Annotated in this window: 25 protein-coding genes; 10 read left to right on the top strand and 15 right to left on the bottom strand. The window is 63.5% G+C overall.

Going from position 1 to position 21,836, the window contains the following annotated elements:
* Positions 1 to 523 precede the first annotated feature (523 nt).
* Positions 524 to 1,099 carry a PAS domain-containing protein gene (locus AB7I51_RS14465; protein ID WP_428404914.1) on the bottom strand — a complete coding sequence of 192 codons (576 nt, stop codon included), beginning with the start codon at positions 1,097 to 1,099 and terminating at the stop codon, positions 524 to 526.
* A 331-nt stretch (positions 1,100 to 1,430) separates the two neighbouring features.
* On the opposite strand from AB7I51_RS14465, the gene AB7I51_RS14470 reads away from it, so the two are divergent.
* Together AB7I51_RS14470 and AB7I51_RS14475 are read left to right on the top strand one after the other, a co-directional pair.
* The gene (locus AB7I51_RS14470) at positions 1,431 to 2,138 is read left to right on the top strand and encodes a rhomboid family intramembrane serine protease (RefSeq protein WP_428404913.1); all 708 of its coding nucleotides are present in this window, start codon (positions 1,431 to 1,433) and stop codon (positions 2,136 to 2,138) included.
* Between the two features lie 50 nt (positions 2,139 to 2,188).
* Entirely contained in the window at positions 2,189 to 2,620 is a 432-nt protein-coding gene (locus AB7I51_RS14475) for a CBS domain-containing protein (RefSeq protein WP_428404912.1), read from the top strand.
* An 82-nt stretch (positions 2,621 to 2,702) separates the two neighbouring features.
* On the opposite strand, the gene AB7I51_RS14480 is transcribed toward AB7I51_RS14475, so the two are convergent.
* From AB7I51_RS14480 to folE, 3 genes are all read right to left on the bottom strand, one after another.
* Positions 2,703 to 3,695, bottom strand: a complete 993-nt coding sequence (locus AB7I51_RS14480) for a patatin-like phospholipase family protein (protein WP_428404911.1) — start codon at positions 3,693 to 3,695, stop codon at positions 2,703 to 2,705.
* A gap of 172 nt (positions 3,696 to 3,867) precedes the next feature.
* Entirely contained in the window at positions 3,868 to 4,275 is a 408-nt protein-coding gene (gene hisI, locus AB7I51_RS14485; RefSeq protein WP_428404910.1) for a phosphoribosyl-AMP cyclohydrolase, read from the bottom strand.
* Positions 4,275 to 4,904 carry a GTP cyclohydrolase I FolE gene (gene folE / locus AB7I51_RS14490; RefSeq protein WP_428404909.1) on the bottom strand — a complete coding sequence of 210 codons (630 nt, stop codon included), beginning with the start codon at positions 4,902 to 4,904 and terminating at the stop codon, positions 4,275 to 4,277. Before folE ends, hisI begins: the two co-directional genes overlap by 1 nt.
* Positions 4,905 to 5,158: 254 nt before the next feature.
* Between folE and AB7I51_RS14495 the strand changes: the two genes are divergently transcribed.
* From AB7I51_RS14495 to ruvA, 4 genes are all read left to right on the top strand, one after another.
* On the top strand, positions 5,159 to 5,584 hold the full coding sequence (locus AB7I51_RS14495) for an iron-sulfur cluster assembly scaffold protein (RefSeq protein WP_428404908.1): 426 nt from the start codon (positions 5,159 to 5,161) through the stop codon (positions 5,582 to 5,584).
* A gap of 90 nt (positions 5,585 to 5,674) precedes the next feature.
* On the top strand, positions 5,675 to 6,931 hold the full coding sequence (locus AB7I51_RS14500) for a dicarboxylate/amino acid:cation symporter (RefSeq protein WP_428404907.1): 1,257 nt from the start codon (positions 5,675 to 5,677) through the stop codon (positions 6,929 to 6,931).
* A gap of 57 nt (positions 6,932 to 6,988) precedes the next feature.
* Positions 6,989 to 7,549 carry a crossover junction endodeoxyribonuclease RuvC gene (gene ruvC / locus AB7I51_RS14505; RefSeq protein ID WP_428404906.1) on the top strand — a complete coding sequence of 187 codons (561 nt, stop codon included), beginning with the start codon at positions 6,989 to 6,991 and terminating at the stop codon, positions 7,547 to 7,549.
* 13 nt (positions 7,550 to 7,562) lie between these two features.
* Positions 7,563 to 8,177 carry a Holliday junction branch migration protein RuvA gene (gene ruvA, locus AB7I51_RS14510; protein WP_428404905.1) on the top strand — a complete coding sequence of 205 codons (615 nt, stop codon included), beginning with the start codon at positions 7,563 to 7,565 and terminating at the stop codon, positions 8,175 to 8,177.
* A 10-nt stretch (positions 8,178 to 8,187) separates the two neighbouring features.
* Here the strand turns inward: ruvA and AB7I51_RS14515 are convergent, their stop codons facing one another.
* Positions 8,188 to 8,772, bottom strand: a complete 585-nt coding sequence (locus AB7I51_RS14515) for a Uma2 family endonuclease (RefSeq protein ID WP_428404904.1) — start codon at positions 8,770 to 8,772, stop codon at positions 8,188 to 8,190.
* A gap of 61 nt (positions 8,773 to 8,833) precedes the next feature.
* Here AB7I51_RS14515 and ruvB point away from each other — a divergent pair, with 61 nt between their 5' ends.
* Positions 8,834 to 9,874: a Holliday junction branch migration DNA helicase RuvB gene (gene ruvB / locus AB7I51_RS14520; protein WP_428404903.1), complete on the top strand. Its 1,041-nt coding sequence runs from the start codon at positions 8,834 to 8,836 to the stop codon at positions 9,872 to 9,874.
* Between the two features lie 358 nt (positions 9,875 to 10,232).
* On the opposite strand, the gene AB7I51_RS14525 is transcribed toward ruvB, so the two are convergent.
* Positions 10,233 to 10,892, bottom strand: a complete 660-nt coding sequence (locus AB7I51_RS14525) for a peroxiredoxin (protein ID WP_428404902.1) — start codon at positions 10,890 to 10,892, stop codon at positions 10,233 to 10,235.
* A gap of 179 nt (positions 10,893 to 11,071) precedes the next feature.
* Between AB7I51_RS14525 and ybgC the strand changes: the two genes are divergently transcribed.
* Together ybgC and alr are read left to right on the top strand one after the other, a co-directional pair.
* Positions 11,072 to 11,497: a tol-pal system-associated acyl-CoA thioesterase gene (ybgC, locus tag AB7I51_RS14530; protein WP_428404901.1), complete on the top strand. Its 426-nt coding sequence runs from the start codon at positions 11,072 to 11,074 to the stop codon at positions 11,495 to 11,497.
* 57 nt (positions 11,498 to 11,554) lie between these two features.
* Positions 11,555 to 12,691 carry an alanine racemase gene (gene alr, locus AB7I51_RS14535; protein WP_428404900.1) on the top strand — a complete coding sequence of 379 codons (1,137 nt, stop codon included), beginning with the start codon at positions 11,555 to 11,557 and terminating at the stop codon, positions 12,689 to 12,691.
* 3 nt (positions 12,692 to 12,694) lie between these two features.
* On the opposite strand, the gene AB7I51_RS14540 is transcribed toward alr, so the two are convergent.
* The 6 genes from AB7I51_RS14540 to AB7I51_RS14565 all read right to left on the bottom strand — a co-directional run bounded on the left by AB7I51_RS14540 (position 12,695) and on the right by AB7I51_RS14565 (position 16,889).
* Entirely contained in the window at positions 12,695 to 13,333 is a 639-nt protein-coding gene (locus tag AB7I51_RS14540; RefSeq protein WP_428404899.1) for a Maf family nucleotide pyrophosphatase, read from the bottom strand.
* A gap of 24 nt (positions 13,334 to 13,357) precedes the next feature.
* Positions 13,358 to 13,576 (bottom strand): translation initiation factor IF-1, encoded by a 219-nt coding sequence (gene infA / locus AB7I51_RS14545; protein WP_016920926.1) that lies wholly within the window; start codon positions 13,574 to 13,576, stop codon positions 13,358 to 13,360.
* A gap of 157 nt (positions 13,577 to 13,733) precedes the next feature.
* The gene (locus AB7I51_RS14550; RefSeq protein ID WP_428404898.1) at positions 13,734 to 14,168 is read right to left on the bottom strand and encodes a type II toxin-antitoxin system VapC family toxin; all 435 of its coding nucleotides are present in this window, start codon (positions 14,166 to 14,168) and stop codon (positions 13,734 to 13,736) included.
* On the bottom strand, positions 14,165 to 14,449 hold the full coding sequence (locus AB7I51_RS14555) for a hypothetical protein (protein ID WP_428404897.1): 285 nt from the start codon (positions 14,447 to 14,449) through the stop codon (positions 14,165 to 14,167). Before AB7I51_RS14555 ends, AB7I51_RS14550 begins: the two co-directional genes overlap by 4 nt.
* Positions 14,450 to 15,090: 641 nt before the next feature.
* The gene (locus AB7I51_RS14560) at positions 15,091 to 15,306 is read right to left on the bottom strand and encodes a dodecin (protein ID WP_428404896.1); all 216 of its coding nucleotides are present in this window, start codon (positions 15,304 to 15,306) and stop codon (positions 15,091 to 15,093) included.
* A 74-nt stretch (positions 15,307 to 15,380) separates the two neighbouring features.
* A complete protein-coding gene (locus tag AB7I51_RS14565) occupies positions 15,381 to 16,889 on the bottom strand; it encodes a YcjX family protein (protein ID WP_428404895.1) in 1,509 nt (502 codons plus the stop codon).
* 242 nt (positions 16,890 to 17,131) lie between these two features.
* On the opposite strand from AB7I51_RS14565, the gene AB7I51_RS14570 reads away from it, so the two are divergent.
* On the top strand, positions 17,132 to 17,650 hold the full coding sequence (locus tag AB7I51_RS14570; protein ID WP_428404894.1) for an SRPBCC family protein: 519 nt from the start codon (positions 17,132 to 17,134) through the stop codon (positions 17,648 to 17,650).
* Here the strand turns inward: AB7I51_RS14570 and AB7I51_RS14575 are convergent.
* The 3 genes from AB7I51_RS14575 to AB7I51_RS14585 form a co-directional block, all read right to left on the bottom strand.
* The gene (locus AB7I51_RS14575; RefSeq protein ID WP_428404893.1) at positions 17,626 to 18,912 is read right to left on the bottom strand and encodes a citrate synthase; all 1,287 of its coding nucleotides are present in this window, start codon (positions 18,910 to 18,912) and stop codon (positions 17,626 to 17,628) included. The genes AB7I51_RS14570 and AB7I51_RS14575 overlap by 25 nt on opposite strands.
* Positions 18,913 to 19,214: 302 nt before the next feature.
* Complete coding sequence (gene gltX, locus AB7I51_RS14580; RefSeq protein ID WP_428404892.1) at positions 19,215 to 20,639, bottom strand: glutamate--tRNA ligase; 1,425 nt, start codon at positions 20,637 to 20,639, stop codon at positions 19,215 to 19,217.
* Positions 20,640 to 21,239: 600 nt separating this feature from the next.
* Positions 21,240 to 21,836 (bottom strand): hypothetical protein (locus tag AB7I51_RS14585; RefSeq protein ID WP_428406304.1); only part of this gene is annotated, 597 nt, incomplete at its 5' end.

The raw sequence follows: 21,836 nt of genomic DNA on the forward strand, positions 1-21,836 counted from the left end.
CCCCGTTTGCCAAGACAAAAGGGCTCCATCTTCGCCCATTGGGCGTCAGTCAAAACGAATCGGTTCATCAAAAGCTTGAATCACAGCCAAGCTCAGATGAGAATCCCAAATCCCAACAGACCCTAGCCCGGTGGCACCAAGAAGCGATCGCTCGCCATGGACCCAATACAATCAGTCGACGCCTCGCACAATCAATTCGAAAGCCTGGGAATTCCTTGGCGTTTCGTCGGATTTTCGGCAGGTGTGGCGCCGGCGCCACAGCAAGCTCCGGAAGGGTCTGCGCCGCGTCGCGAACGGTCGGTCGAAAGCCCCTCCGCCGCCGCCTTGGCGATGACGCGCAACGAAGGATCTGCGGCTTCGCTCACGATGCCGACGCGATGAGGATGCTGCGTTGCGGCGCGATCTTTGAGAGCGTTCGGAATATCCGCAAATAGGAGGCGTCATTGCCGGCGCGCGCTTCGCGCGATCGGGCGCTCTGCCCGGTCAGGCCTTCGGCCAGCCGGGCATGACAAACCGTGCGCGATCAAGAAAAGGAGCGAGAAGCGCCATCGGCAGCGGCCATCCGCCTCGCCGAGCCGAGGGGCCAATCATCGTCTGATGCTTCCATCGCTTTTTCAGACAAGGTCCGCGAGGCGACGACGTCGAGATATCCGATCGGGCGCATTCCCAACCATACCGGCGGCCGAATGGGCGCAAGCGACCCCAGAACGCGTGAACGCCGGGCGCCGAAGTGGCGCAGAGGCAAAAGCAGCAGTTCGAATTCCGCCGATTCGCCGCCCGCCGCTCCCGCGGCATGCGCCAAAAGCGGCGTTTCCTTGTCGACGACCTGGCGAAGCGCTGCGGCAATGTCGCGCCAATGCTGGCTCGACCACCAGTTCAGGAACTGGCGGCCCTTTTGTTCGGCGAGCCAGAGCGCGTTGATTCGAGCGCCGCAGAGCCGAAGCGGAAAGCGACGGGAGGCGTCCACTTCGATGATAAATGTGTCCGCCAGAATCTGGCGAATGGCGACGGGATCAATGTCCGCCCGATCCGGCGCCGCGCGTTCGCCCTTCAAGCGATCCCAATAGTCGTGAAGATCCCTCGTAACCGGCAATTTCATCAATATTCGCCCGACGCTTGTCGCGCCCCCGCCCAAGATTGGCACGCCGCCCTCACGGCCTTGCCTCCTCTCGCCGACGCAGCAGGGGTCGTGCCATCGCCACGGCAGCGGCCGCAGCGCCGCGCGTCGACCCTTCGTCAACACAAAAAAATCAAAATAAAACATACTATTGCGCCACACCTGCAGCGCCAATGCCTATCGATCGGACCTTCACACATGCCGCTCGATCCCTGGCGCCGGCGCGTCAAATTGGGACGCTCGCCTAGACCGCTCGCGCTGGTTAGCATTGCGGCTCTGCGGGCCCTCGCCCGGCAAACGGACAGGAGCTGAAATGCCCGCAGCGCGGGAGCCAATCTTCAATCTGCCGAAAGCGACGAAGACCCTCATCGTCGCGGTGACAGCCCTGCAATTCGTCGTCGCCTACGGTCCTGCGGAATTCGCTCAGTGGCTGTTGGCGACATTCGCTTTCATTCCGGTGCGCGTGACAATCGAAGGCGGCGCCGCATACGCCACCATGCTGACCTATTCGTTCCTGCACGGCGACTGGACGCATCTTGTGGTCAACATGTTAGCGCTCGCCGCATTCGGAACGCCGGTCGAACGCCGGTTCGGCTCTACGCGCTATCTGCTCTTTCTCGCCGCCAGCGCGGTCGCGGGCGCGCTGTTTTATCTTGCGCTGCACCCATACGAAATCGCTCCGATCGTCGGGGCGTCGGGCGCAATCTCAGGAACAATGGGGGCAATTGTGCGTTTCGCATTCACGCCAGGAGCGCGACTGGCGGACGCAAGGGGCAGCACGCGAACGCCATACGACGAGGGACGGAGTTCCACCTCGCTGTCGCAATTGGCGCTCAACCGGCAAGCGATGTTTTTCCTGATTGCATGGTTAGCGGCGAACCTGCTTCTTGGCGCATTTCCGCAGGCGGCCGGGGCGTCAAGCGCCATCGCCTGGGAGGCGCATGTCGGGGGGTTTTTGTTCGGCCTGCTGTTTTTCCGCTTCTTTGATCGCGTGGGCCGACATGGCTTGAGTTCGCAGTGACGCCTTTCGGCCGGCGAGGGAGCCCGGTTGAGAGCGAAGAGGAGGACCAGATGACGATCGCCAACATACTCGCAGAGAAAGGAAGAGAGGTGGTGACTGCGAGCGCCGACACGACGCTGCAAGAGGCGGCGCAACTGATGATGCAATACAGGATCGGCGCGATCGTCATTCTCGACGACAGCGGCCGACTGATGGGTCTCATCGCTGAGCGCGACATCGTTTCGGCAGTCGCGCTGAACGGTCCGGAGGCGATGACGCAGCCCATATCGTCCTTTATGCAGCAACATCCCGAACCGGCCCGAGAAGAGGACGCGGTCGAGAATACGATGCGCGTGATGACCGTCGAACGGCGCCGGCACATTCCGGTGGTCCGGGAATCCCGGCTGGTCGGCCTCATCTCGATCGGCGACGTCGTGAAATACCGGATCCGCGTCATCGAGGAGGAACACCGCTCGATGCGCGAATACATCGCCCAGGCTTAGGCGACGCCCTGAAATAACTTAATCGGGAGTGTTGGCGAGCCGGCCGGCGTTGGCGCAGCTGATTTCGCGGCGCCGACTTCGATCAAACGGCGCTCGGCAGCGGGATGTGGGCGAAAATGTTGGGCAACGCCCGCTTGGTCGCCTCGCTGCCCACATGGATGAGCTGATCGGCCCTGTGGAAGTCGAACATCCCGACTTCCTCCATGCGCGCGGTGATGGTCGCGTCCGGCGGGTCGCCGGCCAGCCGCGAACGCAGAATTCTGTCCTGAATGATGTTGAACGCGTCGATCATCGCCGTGGCGACATTGGGCGCGTCGCTCGACTGGCGGTCGAAATAGCGCGGCAGGAAGCGATCCGCGAAGGAAAGGTCGGGCTTTTCTGCGAAAGGCCCCGCCTCCGCCGCGCGTTTGAGCGCGGCAGGATCGTCGCGAATGACGCGCGCGCGATACATCGTGTCGGCGGTGACGTTCACCGCGATCACATATTCGGCGCCAAGCGCGCGGCAGACGGTGACGGGCACCGGATTGACGAGCGCGCCGTCGAACAGCCAGCGGTCGCTGATCCGCACCGGCTCGAAAATGCCCGGCAGCGCATAGGACGCCCGGATCGCGAGCGCCACCGATCCATGCTGCAGCCACACCTCATGGCCCGTGCCGACTTCAGTCGCGACGGCGGCGAAGGGAATCGGCAGTTCTTCAATTTTTAGCTCATCAAGCTCCTTCTCAAGCGCGGCGCGCAGCCTTTCGCCGGTGATCAGGCTGGCGCCCGAAAACGAAAGGTCCATCAGCGTGAAGACTCGCCGCTTGGTGAGCGAGCGCGCGAAGGTTTCGATCGCATCAAGCTTGCCAGCGGCATAGCAGCCGCCGATCACCGCGCCGATCGACGTGCCCGCGATCACGTCCGGATAGATGCCATGGGCCGAAAGCTCGCGCAGCACGCCGATATGCGACCAGCCGCGCGCCGCGCCGGCGCCAAGCGCCAATCCGATGGTCGGTTGTCCGCGTCTCTCGTGCTTCGCCTCCGCATCCGCCGTGCGAACGACGGTGGTCGGTGGGGCATGCGGCGCGTCCGTCATCGCGCTGCCGGCGTCGGCGCCGTGATTTTGAGGGTTGGGTGAGCGTAGCGATATCATACCGGTATTCCTGCTCGGCTCTCCCTTTGGCGTTGAATCGGCGCAAGCCATATTTGGCGATCAGGCTGCGCCTCGAAAATGGCTTTAAGGTTAACTTTCCGCCAGATAGCTTCGCCTATCCGCCCTCGGCGGCAAAGATCAGCGCGCCATCGCCCTTGAGCGCCCGATAGAAGCAGGATTTCCTCCCGGTATGGCAGGCTTTGCCGTCGCCGCCCACTTCGACCTCTAGCAGCAAGGCGTCCTGATCGCAGTCGACGCGCAACGACAGAACCTTCTGGGTCTGGCCGGAGGTATGGCCCTTGCGCCACAATTCGCGCCGGGAACGCGACCAATAATGGGCGAAGCCCGTCTCGATCGTCTTCTCAAGCGCGAGTTGGTTCATATAGGCGACCATCAGCACGTCGCGCGTCGAGGCCTCTATGGTGACGCAGACGATGAGGCCGTGGGCGTCGAATTTCGGCGCGAAGACGACCCCCTCCTCCAGGTCCGTCTTCACCGCCGGCTCCTTGACCGCCTGCGACATCAACGCGCTCCGCGCAGCAGCGTATAGAAATGCGCCTGCTCGGCCGGATCGTCGCGGAACACGCCGGAAAACTGCATGGTGACCGTGGACGACCCCTGTTTCATCACGCCGCGCATCGACATGCACATATGTTCCGCTTCGACCATCACGGCGACTCCGCGCGGCGCGAGCGCTTCGTCGATCGCGGCCGCGATCTGCGCCGTCATCGCCTCCTGGGTCTGGAGGCGGCGGGCGTAAATCTCGACGAGCCGGGCGAGCTTGGAGAGCCCGACCACCCCGCCGTTGGGATAATAGGCGATGTGGGCCTTGCCGACGAAAGGTACGACGTGATGTTCACAATGCGACGTGAAGGGGATGTCGCGCACAAGAACGAGATCGTCGTAGCCCTCGACTTCCTCGAAGACCTTCGACAGAACCTCGTCGGCGCCTTCCTGGTAGCCGCTGAAGAATTCCTCATAGGCCTTGACCACCCGGCGCGGCGTTTCTCGCAACCCCTCGCGGTCGGGATTGTCGCCGGCCCAGAGCAACAGCGTGCGCACGGCGGCCTCCGCCTCGGCGCGGCTCGGGCGCTCGATCGGCGGAGGCGGCTCCAGCGACGAAAGGGGAAAGGTCTTAACCACGTCATCCATGTGGCGCCTCCAAATTTTACTACCGCCGCCCGCGCTTAAGGGCGCGTCGGCCGCCTATCGCCTAGCACGAAACGTGCAAGGCGCCCCTCAAATCGTCGCCCTCTCCTGATGGGTAGAGATCACGCGAGAATTCGAGACGAACAGGAGCCTAGGTCGCCCCGGCGCGGCCATCGCTTTCGCGAAGTCGCGCAAAAACCTATATAGAGTTTGACCGAGGCGATGGTAAGGCCTTGGCTGGAAACGCGCCGGCGGCGATGCTGAACAACATCTATAATCAACGCATTCTGGAGCTTGCCGGAAATATTCCGCGCCTCGGCCGGCTGGCGCATCCCGACGCCACCGCCTCTGCCTATTCCAAGCTCTGCGGCTCGACGATTACCGTCGATCTCAATCTCCGCGACGGGAAGGTGGCGGATTACGCTCAGGAGTTGAAGGCCTGCGCGCTTGGCCAGGCGTCGGCCTCGATCATGGCGCGCAACATCGTCGGTTCGACCCCGCAGGAGCTGCGCGAGGCGCGCGAAGCGCTGCGCAAAATGCTCAAGGAGAACGGCCCGCCGCCGACTGGCAAATGGGCCGACCTCGCGGTGCTGGAGCCTGTGCGCAACTACAAGGCCCGCCACGGCTCGACCATGCTGGCCTTTGACGCCGTTGCGGAGGCAGTGGGGAAGGCGGAGGCTTGATCGCAGGCCGAAAAGGCTGGACAAGCTCTGGTTCTGTCGCTCCGACGCACGCCCAATAGCCGTCTCGCGTCAAGACAAGGGTCGTCCCATTTGAACTCACAACATGGGGAACAGTCGACCAGCCGGCGGGACGCCCTTGGCTGGTGGCGCGCCACGCCGCTGTATCTGCGCATCATCGGCGCGGTGGCGCTGGGGGTCGCCGTCGGCGTCACGCTTGGCGAGCAGGCGGCGGCGCTCGAAATTCCCGCGAAACTCGTCCTGCGCCTGCTCGGCGCGCTTGCGCCGCCTCTGATTCTGCTGGCGATCATGCAAGCCCTGATGCGCGCGCATCTTGGCGGACGGCAGGCGCTGCGGCTGGTCACGCTGCTGGCGACAAACACGCTGGTGGCGATCGGCATCGGTCTCCTTGTCGCGAACGTCCTTCAGCCCGGTTCATGGTCGCACGCCACGCCGGCGCATGAGTCCGCCAAGGCCGCGGCGGCCGCCAATCCCCTCGCGCAATTCCTGGACAACGTGCCCAAGAGCATTGCTGGGCCATTTTCAGACAATGGCGCGGTGATGGGCGTCATCTTCATCGCCGTGGCGATGGGCGTCGCCCTGAGAAGTCTGCGCCACCATGAAGTGCGCACCGTCGAAGATCTCGTTCACGTGGCGCTGGAGAGCCTCATCACGATTCTGCACTGGATCATCGACCTCGTGCCGCTGGCGGTTTTCGGCGTCGTCGCCAGCATCATCGGCGTGAAAGGCTTTCGCGATTTTCTCGCCCTGGGGGGCTTTGTCGTCGCCGTCCTTGCGGCGCTGACATTGCAGGCGGGCTATTATCTCACGCGCGTGAAACTGGAGTCTTGGGCGCCGCCGCTCTATGTGCTGCGGGGCGTGCGCGACGCGCTGGTGATGGCGTTTTCCACTGGCAGCTCCACCGCCACCATGCCGGTGACCTATGCGCGGCTACGCGACAATGTCGGGCTGCGCGAACAGTCAGCCAGTATGGGCGCGCTCGTGGGCGCGAATTTCAACAATGACGGCACGGCGCTCTATGAAGCCATGTCGGCTCTGTTCGTTGCGCAATTGCTCGGCATGCAATTGACGCTGAGCCAACAGTTCATCGTCGTTGTGACGTCTATCGTCGCATCCGTCGGCGCGGCCGGCATTCCGGAAGCGGGTTTGGTGACGATGACGATGGTCTTCAAAGCCGTCGCGCTGCCCACCGACTACATCGCGATGCTATTGACCGTCGATTGGTTTCTGGACCGCTGCCGCACAGCCATCAACGTTATGGGCGACGTCACCGTCAGCTGTCTGCTGGACGGAAAAACCCGCGAGCGGGCCGATACGCAACCGCCTTAAAATGGCGAAACGCCGCAAAGGCTCGCCCCGCCGCAGCTTTCCGCCTACGCTGGCGCCATGACCCCTGCCCCGATTCGCATCCTCGGCATCGATCCCGGCCTGCGCAACACCGGCTGGGGCGTGATCGAGGCGCAGGGCTCGCGGTTGTCCTTCATCGCCTGCGGACGCGTGCGCTCCGACGCAAGCCTCAACATGGGCGAACGCCTGCGGCAATTGCACGACGGGCTGATGGGCGTCATCGCCGATCATGCGCCACATGAAGCGGCGATCGAGGAGACCTTCATCAATCGCGATCCGCAATCGGCGCTCAAACTCGGACAGGCGCGCGGCGTGGCGCTGACCGTCCCCGCCCTCGCCGGCCTCGTCATCGCCGAATATGCCGCCAATCTTGTGAAGAAAACCGTCGTCGGCGCCGGCCATGCCGAGAAAGCGCAGGTGCAGATGATGGTGCGCGTGCTGTTGCCCTTGAGCGCCGCGACCACCGCCGACGCCGCCGACGCGCTGGCCGTCGCGATCTGCCATGCGCAGCATCGCGGCCGTCATTGCGAGCGAAGCGAAGCAATCCAGCCTCCCGGCGCGACTGCTGGATCGTTTCGTCGCATTCGCTCCTCGCGATGACGGAGCCGCGGCGATGATCGGCAAACTTAAAGGCCTGATCGACTCCTATGGCGAGGACTTCGTTATCCTCGACGTGAACGGCGTCGGCTATGTCGTGCATTGTTCGACGCGCACGCTGCAAAATCTGCCGCGCGCCGGCGAGGCCTCCGCGCTCGCCATCGAGACGCAGGTGCGCGAAGATTCGATCCGCCTCTTCGGCTTCGCGAGCGAGGCGGAACGCGACTGGTTTCGGCTGCTGCAGTCTGTGCAGGGCGTCGGCGCCAAAGTGGCGCTGGCGATCCTGTCGATTCTTTCCGCAAACGATCTGGCGTCAGCTATCGCCATGCAGGACAAGACGACGGTCGCGCGCGCGCCGGGCGTCGGCCCGAAGCTCGCGGCGCGCATCGTCGCGGAGCTCAAAGACAAGGCGCCCGCCTTCGGCGCCGTCGACCCCGCCATCGTTCGGCTCTCGGGCGAAGAAAGCGAAGGGGCGCCATCGGCGGCGCGCGACGCCATATCGGCGCTGGTCAATCTCGGCTATGGGCGCCCGCAGGCGGCGGCGGCGGTGGCGGAAAGCTTGAAGCAGCTTGGCGACGGCGCAGAAGCCGGCGCGCTGATTCGCCAAGGGTTGCGCGAACTCGCGCGCTGAGCTGCGGCGGTTATGGGGCGATCACGTTTTGGTAGATTTCAGCGAGCGGGATGCTGACGCCGATCGCCGGCAGATCGAGCGTAGCCTCGAGACCATCGAGGATGCGCACCCCCACCCATTCCTCCCCGATACGGTCGAAGGTCTCGATGTGAGCCCGGTCGCGTTCAACCAGGACGTAATGTTTGAGACTTGGCAGCTTTTGATAAACAGCCCATTTTTCGAAGCGATCGCGCGCCTTGCTGCCATCCGACATAACTTCGGCGAGCACTGTGGGGTCGTCAGCGGAAGTTGCGCCCAGCTCCATGGGGCCGCAACGGACCATCACGTCGGGCAGGGTCGCGGACTCGATCGATTTTTTCTTCATGTAGAAGGTTTCGAGAAAGACCAGGCATCCGGCGCCTTTCTCGTACAAGCGCCTCCGCAATCCGAAAGCCAGATTCTGCGCGATGAGATGATGCTCCCACCGCGCGCCGACCATCATACGCACGACACGGCCGCCGATCAGCTCCCATTTCTCGTCGGCGGGCTTGTCGGGGAGAAGTTCCTCGAAATCATCGAGGGACATATACTCATATTGCGAGGACGGGCGATTCACGGCGCGGCTCCGTTTGCCGCATCATATCACAGCGCCCGCGCCAGCGCATGGAGCCGCTTGTTTGACCACGCCCGCGCGCCTTCTAAGCCCCGAGCAGCGTGACGACGACGCCGATGCCTCGCTGCGGCCGCTGTCGCTCGCCGATTTCACCGGCCAGGAGGCGGCGCGCGCCAATCTCAAGGTCTTCATCGAAGCGGCGAAGGCGCGCGGCGACGCGCTCGATCATGTGCTGCTCGTCGGCCCGCCGGGACTGGGCAAGACCACGCTGGCGCAGATCGTCGCGCGCGAACTTGGCGTCAACTTCCGCTCGACCTCCGGCCCGGTGATCGCCAAGGCCGGCGATCTCGCCGCCCAGCTCACCAATCTCGAGCCGCGCGACGTGCTATTCATCGACGAAATTCATCGACTCAATCCGGCCGTGGAAGAAATCCTCTATCCCGCGATGGAGGATTTCCAGCTCGACCTCATCATCGGCGAGGGCCCGGCGGCGCGTTCGGTGAAGATCGACCTTGCGAAATTCACCCTCGTCGGCGCGACGACCCGCGCGGGTCTTCTGACCACGCCGCTGCGCGACCGTTTCGGCATTCCGGTCCGGCTGAATTTCTACACGCCGGAAGAATTGGAGCTGATCGTCAAGCGCGGCGCGCGCGTGCTCGGAATCGGCATGGAGGACGCCGGCGCAAAGGAAATCGCGCGGCGTTCGCGCGGCACGCCGCGCATCGCCGGCCGCCTGCTGCGACGGGTGCGCGACTTCGCCATCGTCGACGGCGCGGCGTCGATCACCCGCAAGCTCGCCGACCGAGCCTTGTCGCTGCTGGAGGTCGACACGATCGGCCTCGATGTGATGGACCGCCGTTACCTCACTCTGGTCGCGGTCAATTTCGGCGGCGGGCCGGTCGGCATCGAGACAATCGCCGCGGCGCTCTCCGAGCCGCGCGACGCGATCGAGGACATTATCGAGCCGTTCCTCCTGCAGCAGGGTTTTCTCCAGCGCACGCCGCGCGGGCGCCTCTTGACGCCGCACGCCTTCCGCCACCTCGGCCTCGCCGAACCGGCAAGGCCTCAAGGGCAGTTCGGATTGTTTGAGGAAAGCGAGGAGTGACTCAAATACCTTGAACGGCTCGGGCCCTGTCATTCGCGACGCGCGCAACGCGCGCGATCGGGAACGACAAGCTCCAAGAGAAAAGATCCAGGGCTCCGAATCCAGGTTAACGAGGCGCCATCTCGCCGCGTCATGGCCGCGCTTGTCGCGGCCATCCACGCGACTACGCGCACCAATTTTTAAAGCATGAGCCAAATACCGTCGCCGCCCGATGCGTTTCGCGATGTCTCGGCGTGGGTGGCCGGGACAAGCCCGGCCATGACCGCTGAAAGCGAGCTGAAATTAACCCGAGTTCGGAACCCTGAGAAAAGATCAGCCGGAATTCGTACGCGCTGCGATCACACGGTGCGCGTCCCGCTCACTTCGGCTGTGGCACGATCCGCAAATAGGGCCGCGGCGCGTTCCAGCCGTCCGGATAGATCTTCTTCGCTTCGTCGTCGGAGACCGAACCGGAGATGATGACGTCGTCGCCCGGGCGCCAATTGACGGGAGTCGCCACCTTGTGTTTGGCGGTCAGCTGCAGCGAGTCGATGACGCGCAGCACTTCGTCGAAGTTGCGGCCCGTGGTCATCGGATAGACGATGATCAGCTTGATCTTCTTGTCGGGTCCGATGACGAAGACATTGCGCACGGTCTGATTGTCGGCCGGCGTCCTTTTGCTGGCGTCGCCCGAGGCGGCCGCTGGCAGCATGCCGTAGAGCTTGGAGATGCTGAGATCAGGATCGCCGATCATCGGATATGTCGGCTTCGCGCCCTGGGTTTCCTCGATGTCGACCGCCCATTTCGAATGATTGTCGACCGGATCGACGCTCAAGCCGATGACCTTGACGTTGCGCCGCTTAAATTCCGGTTCGAGTTTGGCCATATAGCCGAGCTCGGTCGTGCAGACCGGCGTGAAGTCCTTGGGATGCGAGAACAGAATGCACCAGGAATCGCCGATCCAATCATGGAATTTGATAGGTCCCTGGGTGGTGACGGCTTCGAAATCCGGCGCCGTGTCGCCGATCTGGAAAGACATGTGGGAGCTCCTCAGCTATTGTTGCGACTCGCTTTGAGGGCGCGAGCGGCGCCCTTTCCCGCCGGCGAGAGCATATTCCTATAAATGCGCTTATGTCGCTTGGTATCAAGAACGGCGGCGTTCAAGACAAAATCCGCTTTTCCTGGTGAAATTCACCCCCGCGCCGCCAGACGAAACAAATGAAGACGATCGAGCCGTATCAGCGCCTCTCCATTCGCGTCTATTACGAGGACACTGATTTTTCAGGCCTCGTCTATCACGCCTCTTATCTTCGCTTCATGGAGCGGGCGCGCACGGAAATGTTGCGCGCGCTCGGGATGGATCAGCGGGCGTTGCTCGAAGGCGCCGCCGGCGCGCCGATTTTCTTCGTCGTCCGCTCGATGGAGATCGACTTCCAAAGGCCGGCGACGATGGACGACCTACTGACCGTCGAAACGCAGGCCCTCGAAATCGGCGGCGCCTCGTTCATGCTGGAGCAGCGGGTCTTGCGGCAGGCGGAGCTGCTGGTGCGCGCAAAGGTGCGGATCGTCTGCGTCGAAGCCGGCCGGGCTCGCCGCCTGCCCTCTGACATTCGCACGAAATTCGAACGACTGTTGCCGAATTAGGTACAAAATGTCGGCGCCATCTAGACGCCGCCTTTTGGCGCCTAAAATGGCGTCGAGATGGGAATCATCGAACCCGCTGCGCGACTGCGGCCCCGGACCGAACCCTTGGATCCGGCGGAAACCGGCGTTCTGACCGTCGACCTCTCCGCCCTCGCCGACAATTGGCGGATGATGGCGCGGCTCGCGGCCGGCGCCGAATGCGGCGCGGTGGTCAAGGCCGACGCTTATGGGCTGGGGCTCGCGCCGGCGGTGCGCACGCTGCTCTCCGCTGGCTGCCGAACCTTCTTCGTCGCCAATGTCGTCGAAGGCGAAGCGGCGCGGGCGGTTGCGCCCGACGCGACCATCTATGTGCTGGACGGCCTCGTTCCTGGCGCGGCGCTGCGCCTCGTCGCCGCCAATCTCATCCCCGCCCTGGGTTCGCTCGGCGAAATCGAGGAATGGGCGACGATCGGCCATAGACCTCGGGCCGTCATCCATTTCGACACCGGCATGAATCGCTTCGGCGTGCCAATCCATGAGGCGGCCGAGGCGGCCGAGCGCGCCCGCCAGATCACGCCGACGCTGGTGATGAGCCATTTCGTCTGTTCGCAACTGCGCGACGAACCCCGCAATGAACGCCAGATCGAGGCTTTCCTCGACGCCCGCGCGCGCTTTGCCGACATTCCGGCGTCGATGTCGAATTCTTCCGCCGTCTTCCTGCCGCAGCGCCCGCATTTCGATCTGATTCGACCTGGCTACGCGCTCTATGGCGGCAATCCGACGCCCTATGCGGAATGCCCGGTGCATCCCGTCGCCCGCCTCAAGGCCCGCATCCTCTCGACGCGCGAGATCGAGCCTGGCGCCTGCGTCGGCTATGACGCGCTCTGGTCGGCGCATAAGCACACGCGAATCGCGACGATCGGCGTCGGCTATGCCGACGGCGTGCCGGTCGGCGCCACCGCCTGCGGTGAAAAGCCGGCGGGAGAAGCGCTGGTCGGCGGCGTCCGCTGCCCCTTCATCGGCCGCGTCTCGATGGATTATGTCGTGCTCGATGTTTCCCATGCGCCGAAAGACGCCGCGCAGCGCGGCGAATGGGTCGAGCTTCTAGGCGACAACATCTGCGTCGAGGAAGCGGCGTCGCGCGCCGGCACCATCGGCTATGAGATCCTCACCCGGCTCGGGGCGCGATTCTCGCGGCGCTACATCGGGACGTAACGCCTACGCCATCGCGAACCACGGCGCGAGCACGGGATATCCCTCGCCCGCCAGCAGCGACAGCGTTTCATAGAGCGGCAGGCCGACAACCGCCGAATAAGACCCGACGATTTTCACCACAAACACGCCGGCGCGGCCCTGGATCGCATAGGCGCCGGCCTTGCCGCGCCATTCACCGGTCGCAAGATAGGCTTCGATCTCGGTCGAGCCGAGGCGCTTGAAACGCAGCCGCGCCTCGGCCAGCCGCTTGCGCTCGAAGCCGCGCGGCGTGATCAGACTTACCGCTGAATAGACCCGGTGCTGGCGTCCGGACAGGAGCCGCAGGCACTCATCGGCCTCTTCCCGAGTCTCGGCCTTGGGCAGGATGCGCCGGCCGACGGCGACGACGGTGTCGGCCGCGATGAGGAATGAATCTTTCAGCTCGGGCCGCGTCGACCTGAGCTTGGCGGCGGCGGCCGCCTTCTCGCTGGCGATTCGGATCGCATAGGCGCGCGGTGATTCTCCGCGGTGCGGCGTCTCATCGATGTCGGCGGGCAGCAGCGCGTCGGCGTCGAGCCCCGCCTGCTGCAATAGCGCCAGGCGCCGCGGCGAAGCAGTGGCGAGAATGAGCTTGGGACGGGCGATGGGAGGATTAGCTGTCACGACGGTCGCTCCGCCAGAAGAAAATTACCTGAATCGATATGTTATACGGCCTTTGGTCAAATCATAGGGGGTCATTTCAACCAGCACCTTGTCGCCCTCCAGCACGCGGATGCGGTTCTTGCGCATCTTGCCGGCGGTGTGGGCGATGATTTCATGGTCGTTTTCGAGCTTGACGCGAAACATCGCGCTGGGCAGCAGTTCGGTGACGATTCCCGGGAATTCGAGCAGTTCTTCCTTGGCCATGTGGTTCCTTGCAGGGCGCTTTCCGCCGCGACTTCGGCCGCGCGGCTTAGATAGCGCGAAAAATGCGAAAAACCCGCTGCCCCGGCCGGGGAGCGGACTTGGCGCGGACCCTAATCGAGAACGAAGGATTTGTGAACCGGGGAGTTGGGCGGGCGTGTTAACGCCCCTTCCTGGGTTTCACGGGCGCGAAGGGATCGAGAATTTTGGCGCCGAGTCCTTCTATGTCTCGAACATTGCGCGTCACAAGCGTCAAATCATTCGCTTTGGCCGTGGCCGCAAGCAAACAATCCACGACAGGGACCGTTCGAAGGGCGCTCATGCGCCCCCACTCTCGAGCGACATCGCTATCGACCGGCAGTATGCGTCCGACGAAAGCGCGTTCGACATCAACCAGCCAGCGATCGAGAGCCTCGGCGCCATTCATATCCCGTCGCCGCAGCTTTTCCGCCCCTCGGCGGATTTCGCCGAGCGTCAACACGCTGAGATAAAGCTGATCGTCGTTTACGGACGCGAACCAGGAGGCGACATGCGCATCGCACCGCGCGCCTTTGCGAATTTCCGAAATCACATTCGTGTCGATGAGAACGTTCAAATATCAACGTCCCGGCCGAGATCGCGCGAGCGCTCAAGGTCGACGTCTTCGAGCGGCGCGGCGGCGAGAAGCGCCTTGAGCGATCCCGGTGCCGGGGGAGCCACGACATCGCGGAGAAGAGCGCGAATTTCCGCTTCACGGGCAGGATCGGCGAGCGCGGCGGCGACGCCGCGAACCAGCGCGACATCCTCCTTGCGCGCCTGCACCTCGACGCGCACGAGGCCCTTTCGCTTCATGCGCTGTCGATAGAGTTGGACGCTGGACTTTTGCGGCTTCGGCATTTGCGGACCTCCTTCCGGAAGAGTTACCGGAAATCCTGTGCGCGAGCAAATGGCCGGACAACGCCGCCAAACACGGCGTCCTTTCTCTCGCCCATGTCCCGGCCATCCACGCCTGGAGGTTGCGCCATGCTTGCGATGTGCGCGCAGCGGCGCCGCGTGGATGCCCGGCACAAGGCCGGGCATGACGTGGAACGATTGCGCCGAGGCATTTTTCAATGCTCGTTTGCCCAATTGATGACCGAGCTCGCTCCGCCGAGCCTCCCATCGCAGTCCTCGTCCTTCGAGACGCGCCTTGCAGGCGCTCCTCAGGATGAGGACTGCTATTTGCCTCTGCAACGTTTAGCGTTTCAAATGCGCAAACTAAGGCCCCCTCATCCTGAGGAGCGCGCGCAGCGCGCGTCTCGAAGGACGAGGGGGCCGTCTCGATTGGCGTCATCCAAAGCGTGAGTGCCACTCGGCCGAGTAACGGGGCCGAGGCGTCCCGGACCGCCCTTTCCAACCCGCGCCAAATGGCGGCGGGAGAATTGACGCTGCGAGCGCTCACCCTCCCCTTGAGGGGGAGAGTCGCATTGCGCAGCAATGCGGGGCGGGGTGACGGCGCCGATGAGCCCGTCAGAAGCGGCGCCGCCCCATGTCAGGCCCTAGTCGTCGCGATCGAGGGTGAAGCCGACTTTCAGCACCACCTGATATTCGGCGACCACGCCCTTGTTGATGTTGCCGCGAATCTGCACGACTTCGAACCAGCGCAAGTGACGCAGGGTTTCGCCGGCGCGCTTTAGCGCGGCGCTCACGGCGTCCTCGACGCTGTCGGGCGACGCCCCGACGAGTTCGACGATCTTATAGACATGGCCTTCCATAGGCGGCTCCCACAATTTAAGATTGTGAACGACTTGCCTGCAATAGGTAGGCCATTGGCGGCGACGGCGTAGCGTCAGCTCAATCGATCGCCGAGAAGAAACTCCATCGCCCGATCGAGCCTGATGTGCGGCAGCGGCAGCGGCTTTTGGTCGGCGCCGAGCGTCGCGACCGGCGGCCTGAATTTGAGAAAGCGGAACTCGGCCTCTTCGTCGGAAACCGCCAGCGCCTCGCCGCGAAAAACGTCGCGCGGATCGGCCGGCAGCTCGCCGGGAAAAATCGCGCCTTCGGCCACGCCGTCGAAAACTTCATCGCCGATATGCTCCCCCGCGGCCGGGACGCCGACGATCGCGGAAAGCTGTTCGCCCTCATGGCGCACCATCGCTTCGCGCGTCGCCCGAACGGCGGCGAGCGCAATCACGTCGATCGTCGCGCCGACTCCCTCGGCGCGTTCGATGGCGCGCGCGGTCAGGTGACGCAAGATCGCTTCGAGCCGGTCGTGACTGGTGTGATGCAGATGGTCGGCCTTCGTCGCCGCGAAGAGAATGCGGTCGATTTTCGGCCGAAAGATCGTCGAGAACAGATTGGCTCGGCCGGTGCGGAACGCCATCAGCACGCCGGTCAGCGCGTTTTCGAGATCGCGCACCGCCTCCGGTCCGGAATTCAGCGCCGCGAGCGCGTCGACGAGCACGATCTGACGGTCGAGCCGCGCGAAATGATCCCGAAAGAACGGCCGCACCACCTGCGATTTATAGGCTTCGTAGCGGCGCTCCATTTCGCGCCCGAGGCTGCGATAGGGAAATTCTTCGCCCTCGGCGACGGGCAGCGGCGCGAAGGTCAGCGCTGGCGAGCCTTCGAGATCGCCGGGCATCAGAAAGCGTCCCGGCGGCAGGCTCGACAGCGCGAAGCGGTCAGTGCGCGCGAGACGCAGATATTGGGTGAAGGCCCGCGCCAGAGTCTGCGCGGTTTCTTCCTCATAGCGCGCCTTGACGTCGGTCTGCGCCGTCAGCCCGCGCCATTCGCTGGCGATCATCGCGCGCGCCGAAACGCTCGCCGCCTCCAGCGTCTCATGCGACCATTGCGCATAGGATTTGCCGAGCAGCGGCAGATCGAGCAGCCATTCGCCGGGGTAGTCGACAATGTCGATGTCGAGCCGCGCCGGCCCCTGGCTGAGGCCTTTGCGCAGCGACCAGCCTTTGGCGCGATATTCGAGACTCACCCGCAATTCGGAAATGCGCCGCGTCGACTCCGGCCAATGCCGGTCGGCGCCGGCGAGCGCGGCGAGATGTTCTTCGTAAGCGAAGCGCGGCACGCTGTAATCTGGCTGCGGGTCGAGATGCGCCGAAACGATACGGCTTTCGGCGAGCGGACGAAACACCGGCAGCTGAGTCTTGCTGTCGACGCCCTTGTCGCCGCGGGCCGAGAGCGCGCGCGTCAAATTATGCACCAGCGCGGTGATGAAGACGGTCTTGCCGGAGCGCGAGAGGCCGGTGACGCCAAGGCGCAATCTTCCGCCCGCAAGAAAGTCGGCGAAGCTCTCGGCGGCGACGCGGGTGTCGAACATGAGATCGGAAAATTGCGTCAAGGGCGCTCCAGTAAGTCTTCAGGGCCGTCGGGCGAAGAGTTTCCTCATCCTGACGAGGCCTCGAAGAGGCCGTCTCGAAGGACGAGGGTGAGGAAAAATATTCTTTACCCGATCGCCAGGAGTCATTCGTCCTGCAAATATGGTCGCGCCACATCTAATCCAAAGCCGCCGGAATTGAACAGGGCGCATCCAAACCGGCATTTGCGGCGTTATGCCATAGGGCCTTGCATATGGGGGCGGCGATGTCGGCGCATGTGTTCAATTTCGACGAAAGCTGGGACATTCCGGGCGCCAGCGTTGAAGAAGTTTATGACGTGCTGGCGCGTGGCGAACTCTTGCCGCAATGGTGGAAAGGCGTCTATCTCGAGGCCGAGCGGCTAACGCCGGGCGATGCGCCTCAGGTCGGCGCAAGGCTGCGGGCGAAGGTGCGCGGCTTTTTGCCCTTCACCCTCAATTTCATGATCGAGGCGACGGAACTGGAGCCGCCGCGCAAGGTGGCGGTCCGCACCTGCGGCGATCTCGACGGCGCGTGGAGCGCGACGCTAACCCAGCGCGGCGACGATGTGCATGTCGCGCTCCTCTTCGAGGTGAAGATCGATCGTCCGGGCATGCGCTTCCTCGCGCCCGTCCTTTGGCCGCTCTTCGCCCTCAATCACTATTGGACGACGCCGCAGGGCGAGAAGGGACTGAAGGAATATCTCAAGGCGCGCCGCAGAGATCGCTCCCCAGCCCTCGATCAGCGCTTTGACATCGGCACATAGTCGCGCTGCTTCTCGCCGGTATAAAGCTGGCGCGGACGGCCGATGCGCGAACCCTGGTCCTCGATCATCTCCTTCCACTGCGCGATCCAGCCGACCGTGCGCGCGACCGCGAATAGCACGGTAAACATCGCGGTGGGGAAATTCATCGCCTTGAGGGTAATGCCGGAATAGAAGTCGATGTTGGGATAGAGCTTCTTCTCGATGAAATAATCATCGTGCAGCGCGATGCGCTCGAGCTCCAGCGCGACGTCGAGCAGATCATCCTTGACGCCCAGTTCGTTCAACACTTCCCGCGTCGTGCGCTGCATGATCTTCGCGCGCGGATCGTAGTTTTTATAGACGCGATGGCCGAAGCCCATCAGCCGGAACGGATCGTTCTTGTCCTTGGCGCGCGCAATGAACTGAGGAATGCGGTCCGGCGTGCCGATTTCGCCGAGCATCTTCAAGACCGCTTCATTGGCGCCGCCATGCGCCGGCCCCCACAGCGAGGCGATGCCCGCCGCGATGCAGGCGAAAGGATTGGCGCCCGATGAACCAGACAGTCGAACGGTCGACGTCGATGCGTTCTGCTCATGGTCGGCGTGCAGGATGAAGATTCGGTCGAGCGCGCGCGACAGTACGGGATTGACCTTATATTCCTCGCAGGGAACCGCGAAACACATGCGCAGAAAGTTCGACGTGTAGTCGAGATCGTTCTTCGGATAGACGAAGGGCTGGCCGATCGAATATTTATAGGCCATCGCCGCGAGCGTCGGGATTTTCGCGATCATGCGCGTCGACGCGACCATGCGCTGAGTGGGATCGGCGATATTGGTCGAGTCGTGATAGAAGGCCGAAAGCGCGCCGACCGAGGCGACCATCACCGCCATCGGATGGGCGTCGCGGCGGAAGCCCTGAAAAAAGCGCGCCATTTGCTCATGCACCATGGTGTGGCGCGTGATGCGATAGTCGAAATTGGCTTTTTCAGCGGCCGACGGCAGCTCTCCGTAGAGCAGCAGATAGCAGGTTTCGAGAAAGTCGCCATGTTCGGCGAGCTGTTCGATCGGATAGCCGCGATAGAGCAGAATGCCCTCTTCGCCGTCGATAAAGGTAATCTTCGATTCGCAGGACGCAGTCGACGTGAAGCCGGGATCGAAGGTGAACATACCGGTTGCGGCATAGAGATTGCGGATATCCGCAACTGACGGCCCCAATGTTCCGTCCATGACCGGCAAGTCGACCGATGTGTCGCCGATCTTGAAGATACCGTTCTTCTCCGGCATGCCCGCTCCCCTCTCAAACGTCCCGCCTCACGACGAGCCGGTTCGCGGCGCGACGCGCGGCGAAGGCTAAGCATGAATTGCGTCGCATTCGCGATGTCGTGGCATCCTTCGCACGCCGATGCGCATTCCGATCATTTGTGCAGCGCAAAAAGCTATAGCAACGGCGAGGCCTGTCAAGCGCGCGCTATGTTTCGCGCGCATCATGCGTCGCGCCCTTGGTTCCTTTGGCGCGGAAATCGGCGTGGCGCCGAAAATCTCGTCAGCGATCTTGGTTTGCGCGAAAGCCGCGACGGCAAGCGGCGCTAACCGACAGCAGCCTGGTCGGAAATTCTCGCCAGACTTTCCTCGCGCCCCAATATTTCGAGCACGTCGAAAATGCCGGGCGACGTCGCGCGCCCGGTGAGGGCCGCGCGCAAGGGTTGCGCAAGATCGCCGAGTTTGACGCCGAGCGCCGTCGCGAGATCGCGCACGACGGCTTCGGTAGCCGCAGCTGTCCAATTCGGCAGGACCGCAAATTTTTCGACTAGCGTCGCAAGCCGCGCGCGCGCTTCGGTCGACAGAAGCTGCGCGGCCTTTGCATCGAGCGGCAGAGGGCGATGCGCGAAGAGAAAGCCGGCGCCGTCGAGAAGCTCGTTCAAGGTTTTCGCGCGCGCCTTGAGGCCGGGAAGCGCGGCGCGCAACTGCGCGCGCTTCCTGTCGTCGAGCGCCTGCGCCACCGCCTCGCCGCCTTCGAGAAAAGGAAGCGTCGCGACGAGAGCGTCGAACAGTTCGTCGTCGTCGCTGTCGCGCAAATAGTGGCCGTTCATATTTTCGAGCTTGGCGTAGTCGAAGCGCGCCGGCGAGCGATGCACCTGCGCAAGATCGAAGGACTTGATCATCTCCTGCGTGGTGAAAAACTCCTTGTCGCCCTGCGACCAGCCAAGGCGCACGAGATAGTTGCGCAGCGCCGCCGGCAGATAGCCCATGCCGCGATAGGCGTCGACGCCGAGCGCGCCGTGGCGCTTGGAAAGCTTGGCGCCGTCAGGCCCATGGATCAGCGGAATATGCGCGAAAGCCGGCAGCGTCCAGCCCATCGCCTCATAGATATGCGTCTGCCGCGCCGCATTGGTGAGATGGTCGTCGCCGCGAATGATCTGCGTGACAGCCATGTCGTGATCATCGACGACGACAGCGAGCATATAGGTCGGCGCGCCGTCCGAACGCAGCAGAATGAAATCGTCGAGGTCCTTGTTCTGGAAGACCACCCGCCCCTGCACCGCGTCGTCGACGACGGTTTCGCCGTCCTGCGGCGCCTTTATGCGCACGACATAGGGCGCGCCTGCCGGCGCCTCGGCGGGATCGCGATCGCGCCAACGGCCGTCATAGCGCCAGGGGCGCTTTTCCGCCTTGGCCTTCTCGCGCATCTCCTCGAGTTCCTGCGCCGTCGCGTAGCAGCGATAGGCCCTGCCCTCAGCCAGCAGCGCTTCGGCGATCTCGGCGTGTCGCGCGGCGCGCGACGACTGGTAGACAATCTCGCCATCCCAATCGAGGCCGAGCCAGTTGAGCCCGTCGATGATGGCGTCGATCGCCGCCTGCGTGGAGCGTTCGCGGTCGGTATCCTCGATGCGAAGCATCATTCGTCCGCCGTGCTTCCTGGCGTGGAGCCAGTTGAACAGCGCCGTGCGCGCGCCGCCAATATGTAGAAAGCCGGTGGGCGACGGAGCGAAGCGGGTGACGACCTGTGACATGAGCGCCGCTAATTCCTCAATATTTAAGGGGTCGGACCGTCTAGCATGCGAGACGCGCGGCGAATATAGATCGCCGCTGGTATCGACATCGCTATTTGACCGGGATTAGGTGAGATCAGCCGGCCGTAGGCGGGAATTTGGCCTTCGAATGTGGGTTTCGCCGCATCGGCGCGGTTCGGCTTTTCTTCTTTGGCCTATCGGCCGGCCGCCCTCTTAATACATTCATGTATCGAAAAATCCCCGATTTCGAGGGTGTCCGCTCCAGCGAAAATCGGTCCGCCACGGCTGCCGGCATGTTCCCGAGAGGCATCTTCCCGAAGGTTGATCTAACAAAATCAGCTACTTCCGTGTCAATTTCCCACCATGGACGCCTGAATAGAGGGACGGAAGCGGTCGCTTGAGCTTCGCCGCAGAGACGGTGGGCCGTCAGCAGTTCCTCGTATTCCGCGAGGGGGATGGTCACCATGGCGGCATCGCCCACGGTCGCTGCACCAAGCGGAAGAGCGCCTTTTCCCGTGGTTTTAGTCACTTCAAAGCCTCTTCAAAGCCTCTCGGAGGCGCGCCCAGGGTCGCGTTCAGCCTATGTCATCAAGGGCGTTGTCACTTCGACGCCACAAGCCTGCCGTTCTCCGAGCCCCACTGAATTCCTAGCCGGGACATGACGCGATGTTGCGCGGAGCAGACATCGGTCGGGAGCCCGGCGGCGCTCGCCTGCGCCATCTCCTTTCGGAACTCAGCCGCCAATTCGAGACCGCTCCATTCTTGGGGACGCTGCGTCGCCTGCGGTCCGGCCGCGCTCGCCACCAGGCTGCCGTTATCCGAGTCCCACTCAATTCCTAGCCGGGACATGACGCGATGTTGCACGGAGCAGACATCGATCGGGAGCCCGGCGGCGTTCGCCTGCGCCATCTCCTTTGCGAACTCAGCTGCCAATTCGAGACCGCTCCATTCTTCGGGACGCTGCGTCGCCTGCGGTCCGGCGGCGCTCGCCACCAGCCTGCCGCTCTCCGAGTCCCACTCAATTCCCAACCGGGACATGACGCGATGTTGCGCGGCGCATATATCGGTCGAGAGCCCGGCGGCGCTTGCCTGCGCTATGTCCTTTGCGAACTCATCCGCCAGTTCGAGAGCGCTCCAATCTTCGGGACGCTTCGTCGCCTGCGGTCCGGCTGCGCTCGCCACCAGCCTGCCGTTCTC

Origin of the sequence: Methylocystis sp., from assembly GCF_050246715.1 — a bacterium.
In the GTDB taxonomy this organism is placed as follows: Bacteria; Pseudomonadota; Alphaproteobacteria; order Rhizobiales; family Beijerinckiaceae; genus Methylocystis.

Bases quoted from the DNA above. Each gene is read 5' to 3' on its own strand.
- AB7I51_RS14525 (WP_428404902.1), bottom strand. From the start codon at position 10,892: ATGTCTTTCCAGATCGGCGACACGGCGCCGGATTTCGAAGCCGTCACC.
- AB7I51_RS14575 (WP_428404893.1), bottom strand. From the start codon at position 18,912: ATGCCGGAGAAGAACGGTATCTTCAAGATCGGCGACACATCGGTCGAC.
- AB7I51_RS14480 (WP_428404911.1), bottom strand. From the start codon at position 3,695: ATGACGGACGCGCCGCATGCCCCACCGACCACCGTCGTTCGCACGGCG.
- hisI (WP_428404910.1), bottom strand. From the start codon at position 4,275: ATGTCGCAGGCGGTCAAGGAGCCGGCGGTGAAGACGGACCTGGAGGAG.
- AB7I51_RS14465 (WP_428404914.1), bottom strand. From the start codon at position 1,099: ATGAAATTGCCGGTTACGAGGGATCTTCACGACTATTGGGATCGCTTG.
- alr (WP_428404900.1), top strand. From the start codon at position 11,555: ATGGGAATCATCGAACCCGCTGCGCGACTGCGGCCCCGGACCGAACCC.
- AB7I51_RS14470 (WP_428404913.1), top strand. From the start codon at position 1,431: ATGCCCGCAGCGCGGGAGCCAATCTTCAATCTGCCGAAAGCGACGAAG.
- ruvA (WP_428404905.1), top strand. From the start codon at position 7,563: ATGATCGGCAAACTTAAAGGCCTGATCGACTCCTATGGCGAGGACTTC.
- AB7I51_RS14495 (WP_428404908.1), top strand. From the start codon at position 5,159: ATGCTGAACAACATCTATAATCAACGCATTCTGGAGCTTGCCGGAAAT.
- infA (WP_016920926.1), bottom strand. From the start codon at position 13,576: ATGGCCAAGGAAGAACTGCTCGAATTCCCGGGAATCGTCACCGAACTG.
- ruvC (WP_428404906.1), top strand. From the start codon at position 6,989: ATGACCCCTGCCCCGATTCGCATCCTCGGCATCGATCCCGGCCTGCGC.
- AB7I51_RS14475 (WP_428404912.1), top strand. From the start codon at position 2,189: ATGACGATCGCCAACATACTCGCAGAGAAAGGAAGAGAGGTGGTGACT.
- AB7I51_RS14555 (WP_428404897.1), bottom strand. From the start codon at position 14,449: ATGCCGAAGCCGCAAAAGTCCAGCGTCCAACTCTATCGACAGCGCATG.
- AB7I51_RS14570 (WP_428404894.1), top strand. From the start codon at position 17,132: ATGTCGGCGCATGTGTTCAATTTCGACGAAAGCTGGGACATTCCGGGC.
- ybgC (WP_428404901.1), top strand. From the start codon at position 11,072: ATGAAGACGATCGAGCCGTATCAGCGCCTCTCCATTCGCGTCTATTAC.
- gltX (WP_428404892.1), bottom strand. From the start codon at position 20,639: ATGTCACAGGTCGTCACCCGCTTCGCTCCGTCGCCCACCGGCTTTCTA.
- folE (WP_428404909.1), bottom strand. From the start codon at position 4,904: ATGGATGACGTGGTTAAGACCTTTCCCCTTTCGTCGCTGGAGCCGCCT.
- AB7I51_RS14560 (WP_428404896.1), bottom strand. From the start codon at position 15,306: ATGGAAGGCCATGTCTATAAGATCGTCGAACTCGTCGGGGCGTCGCCC.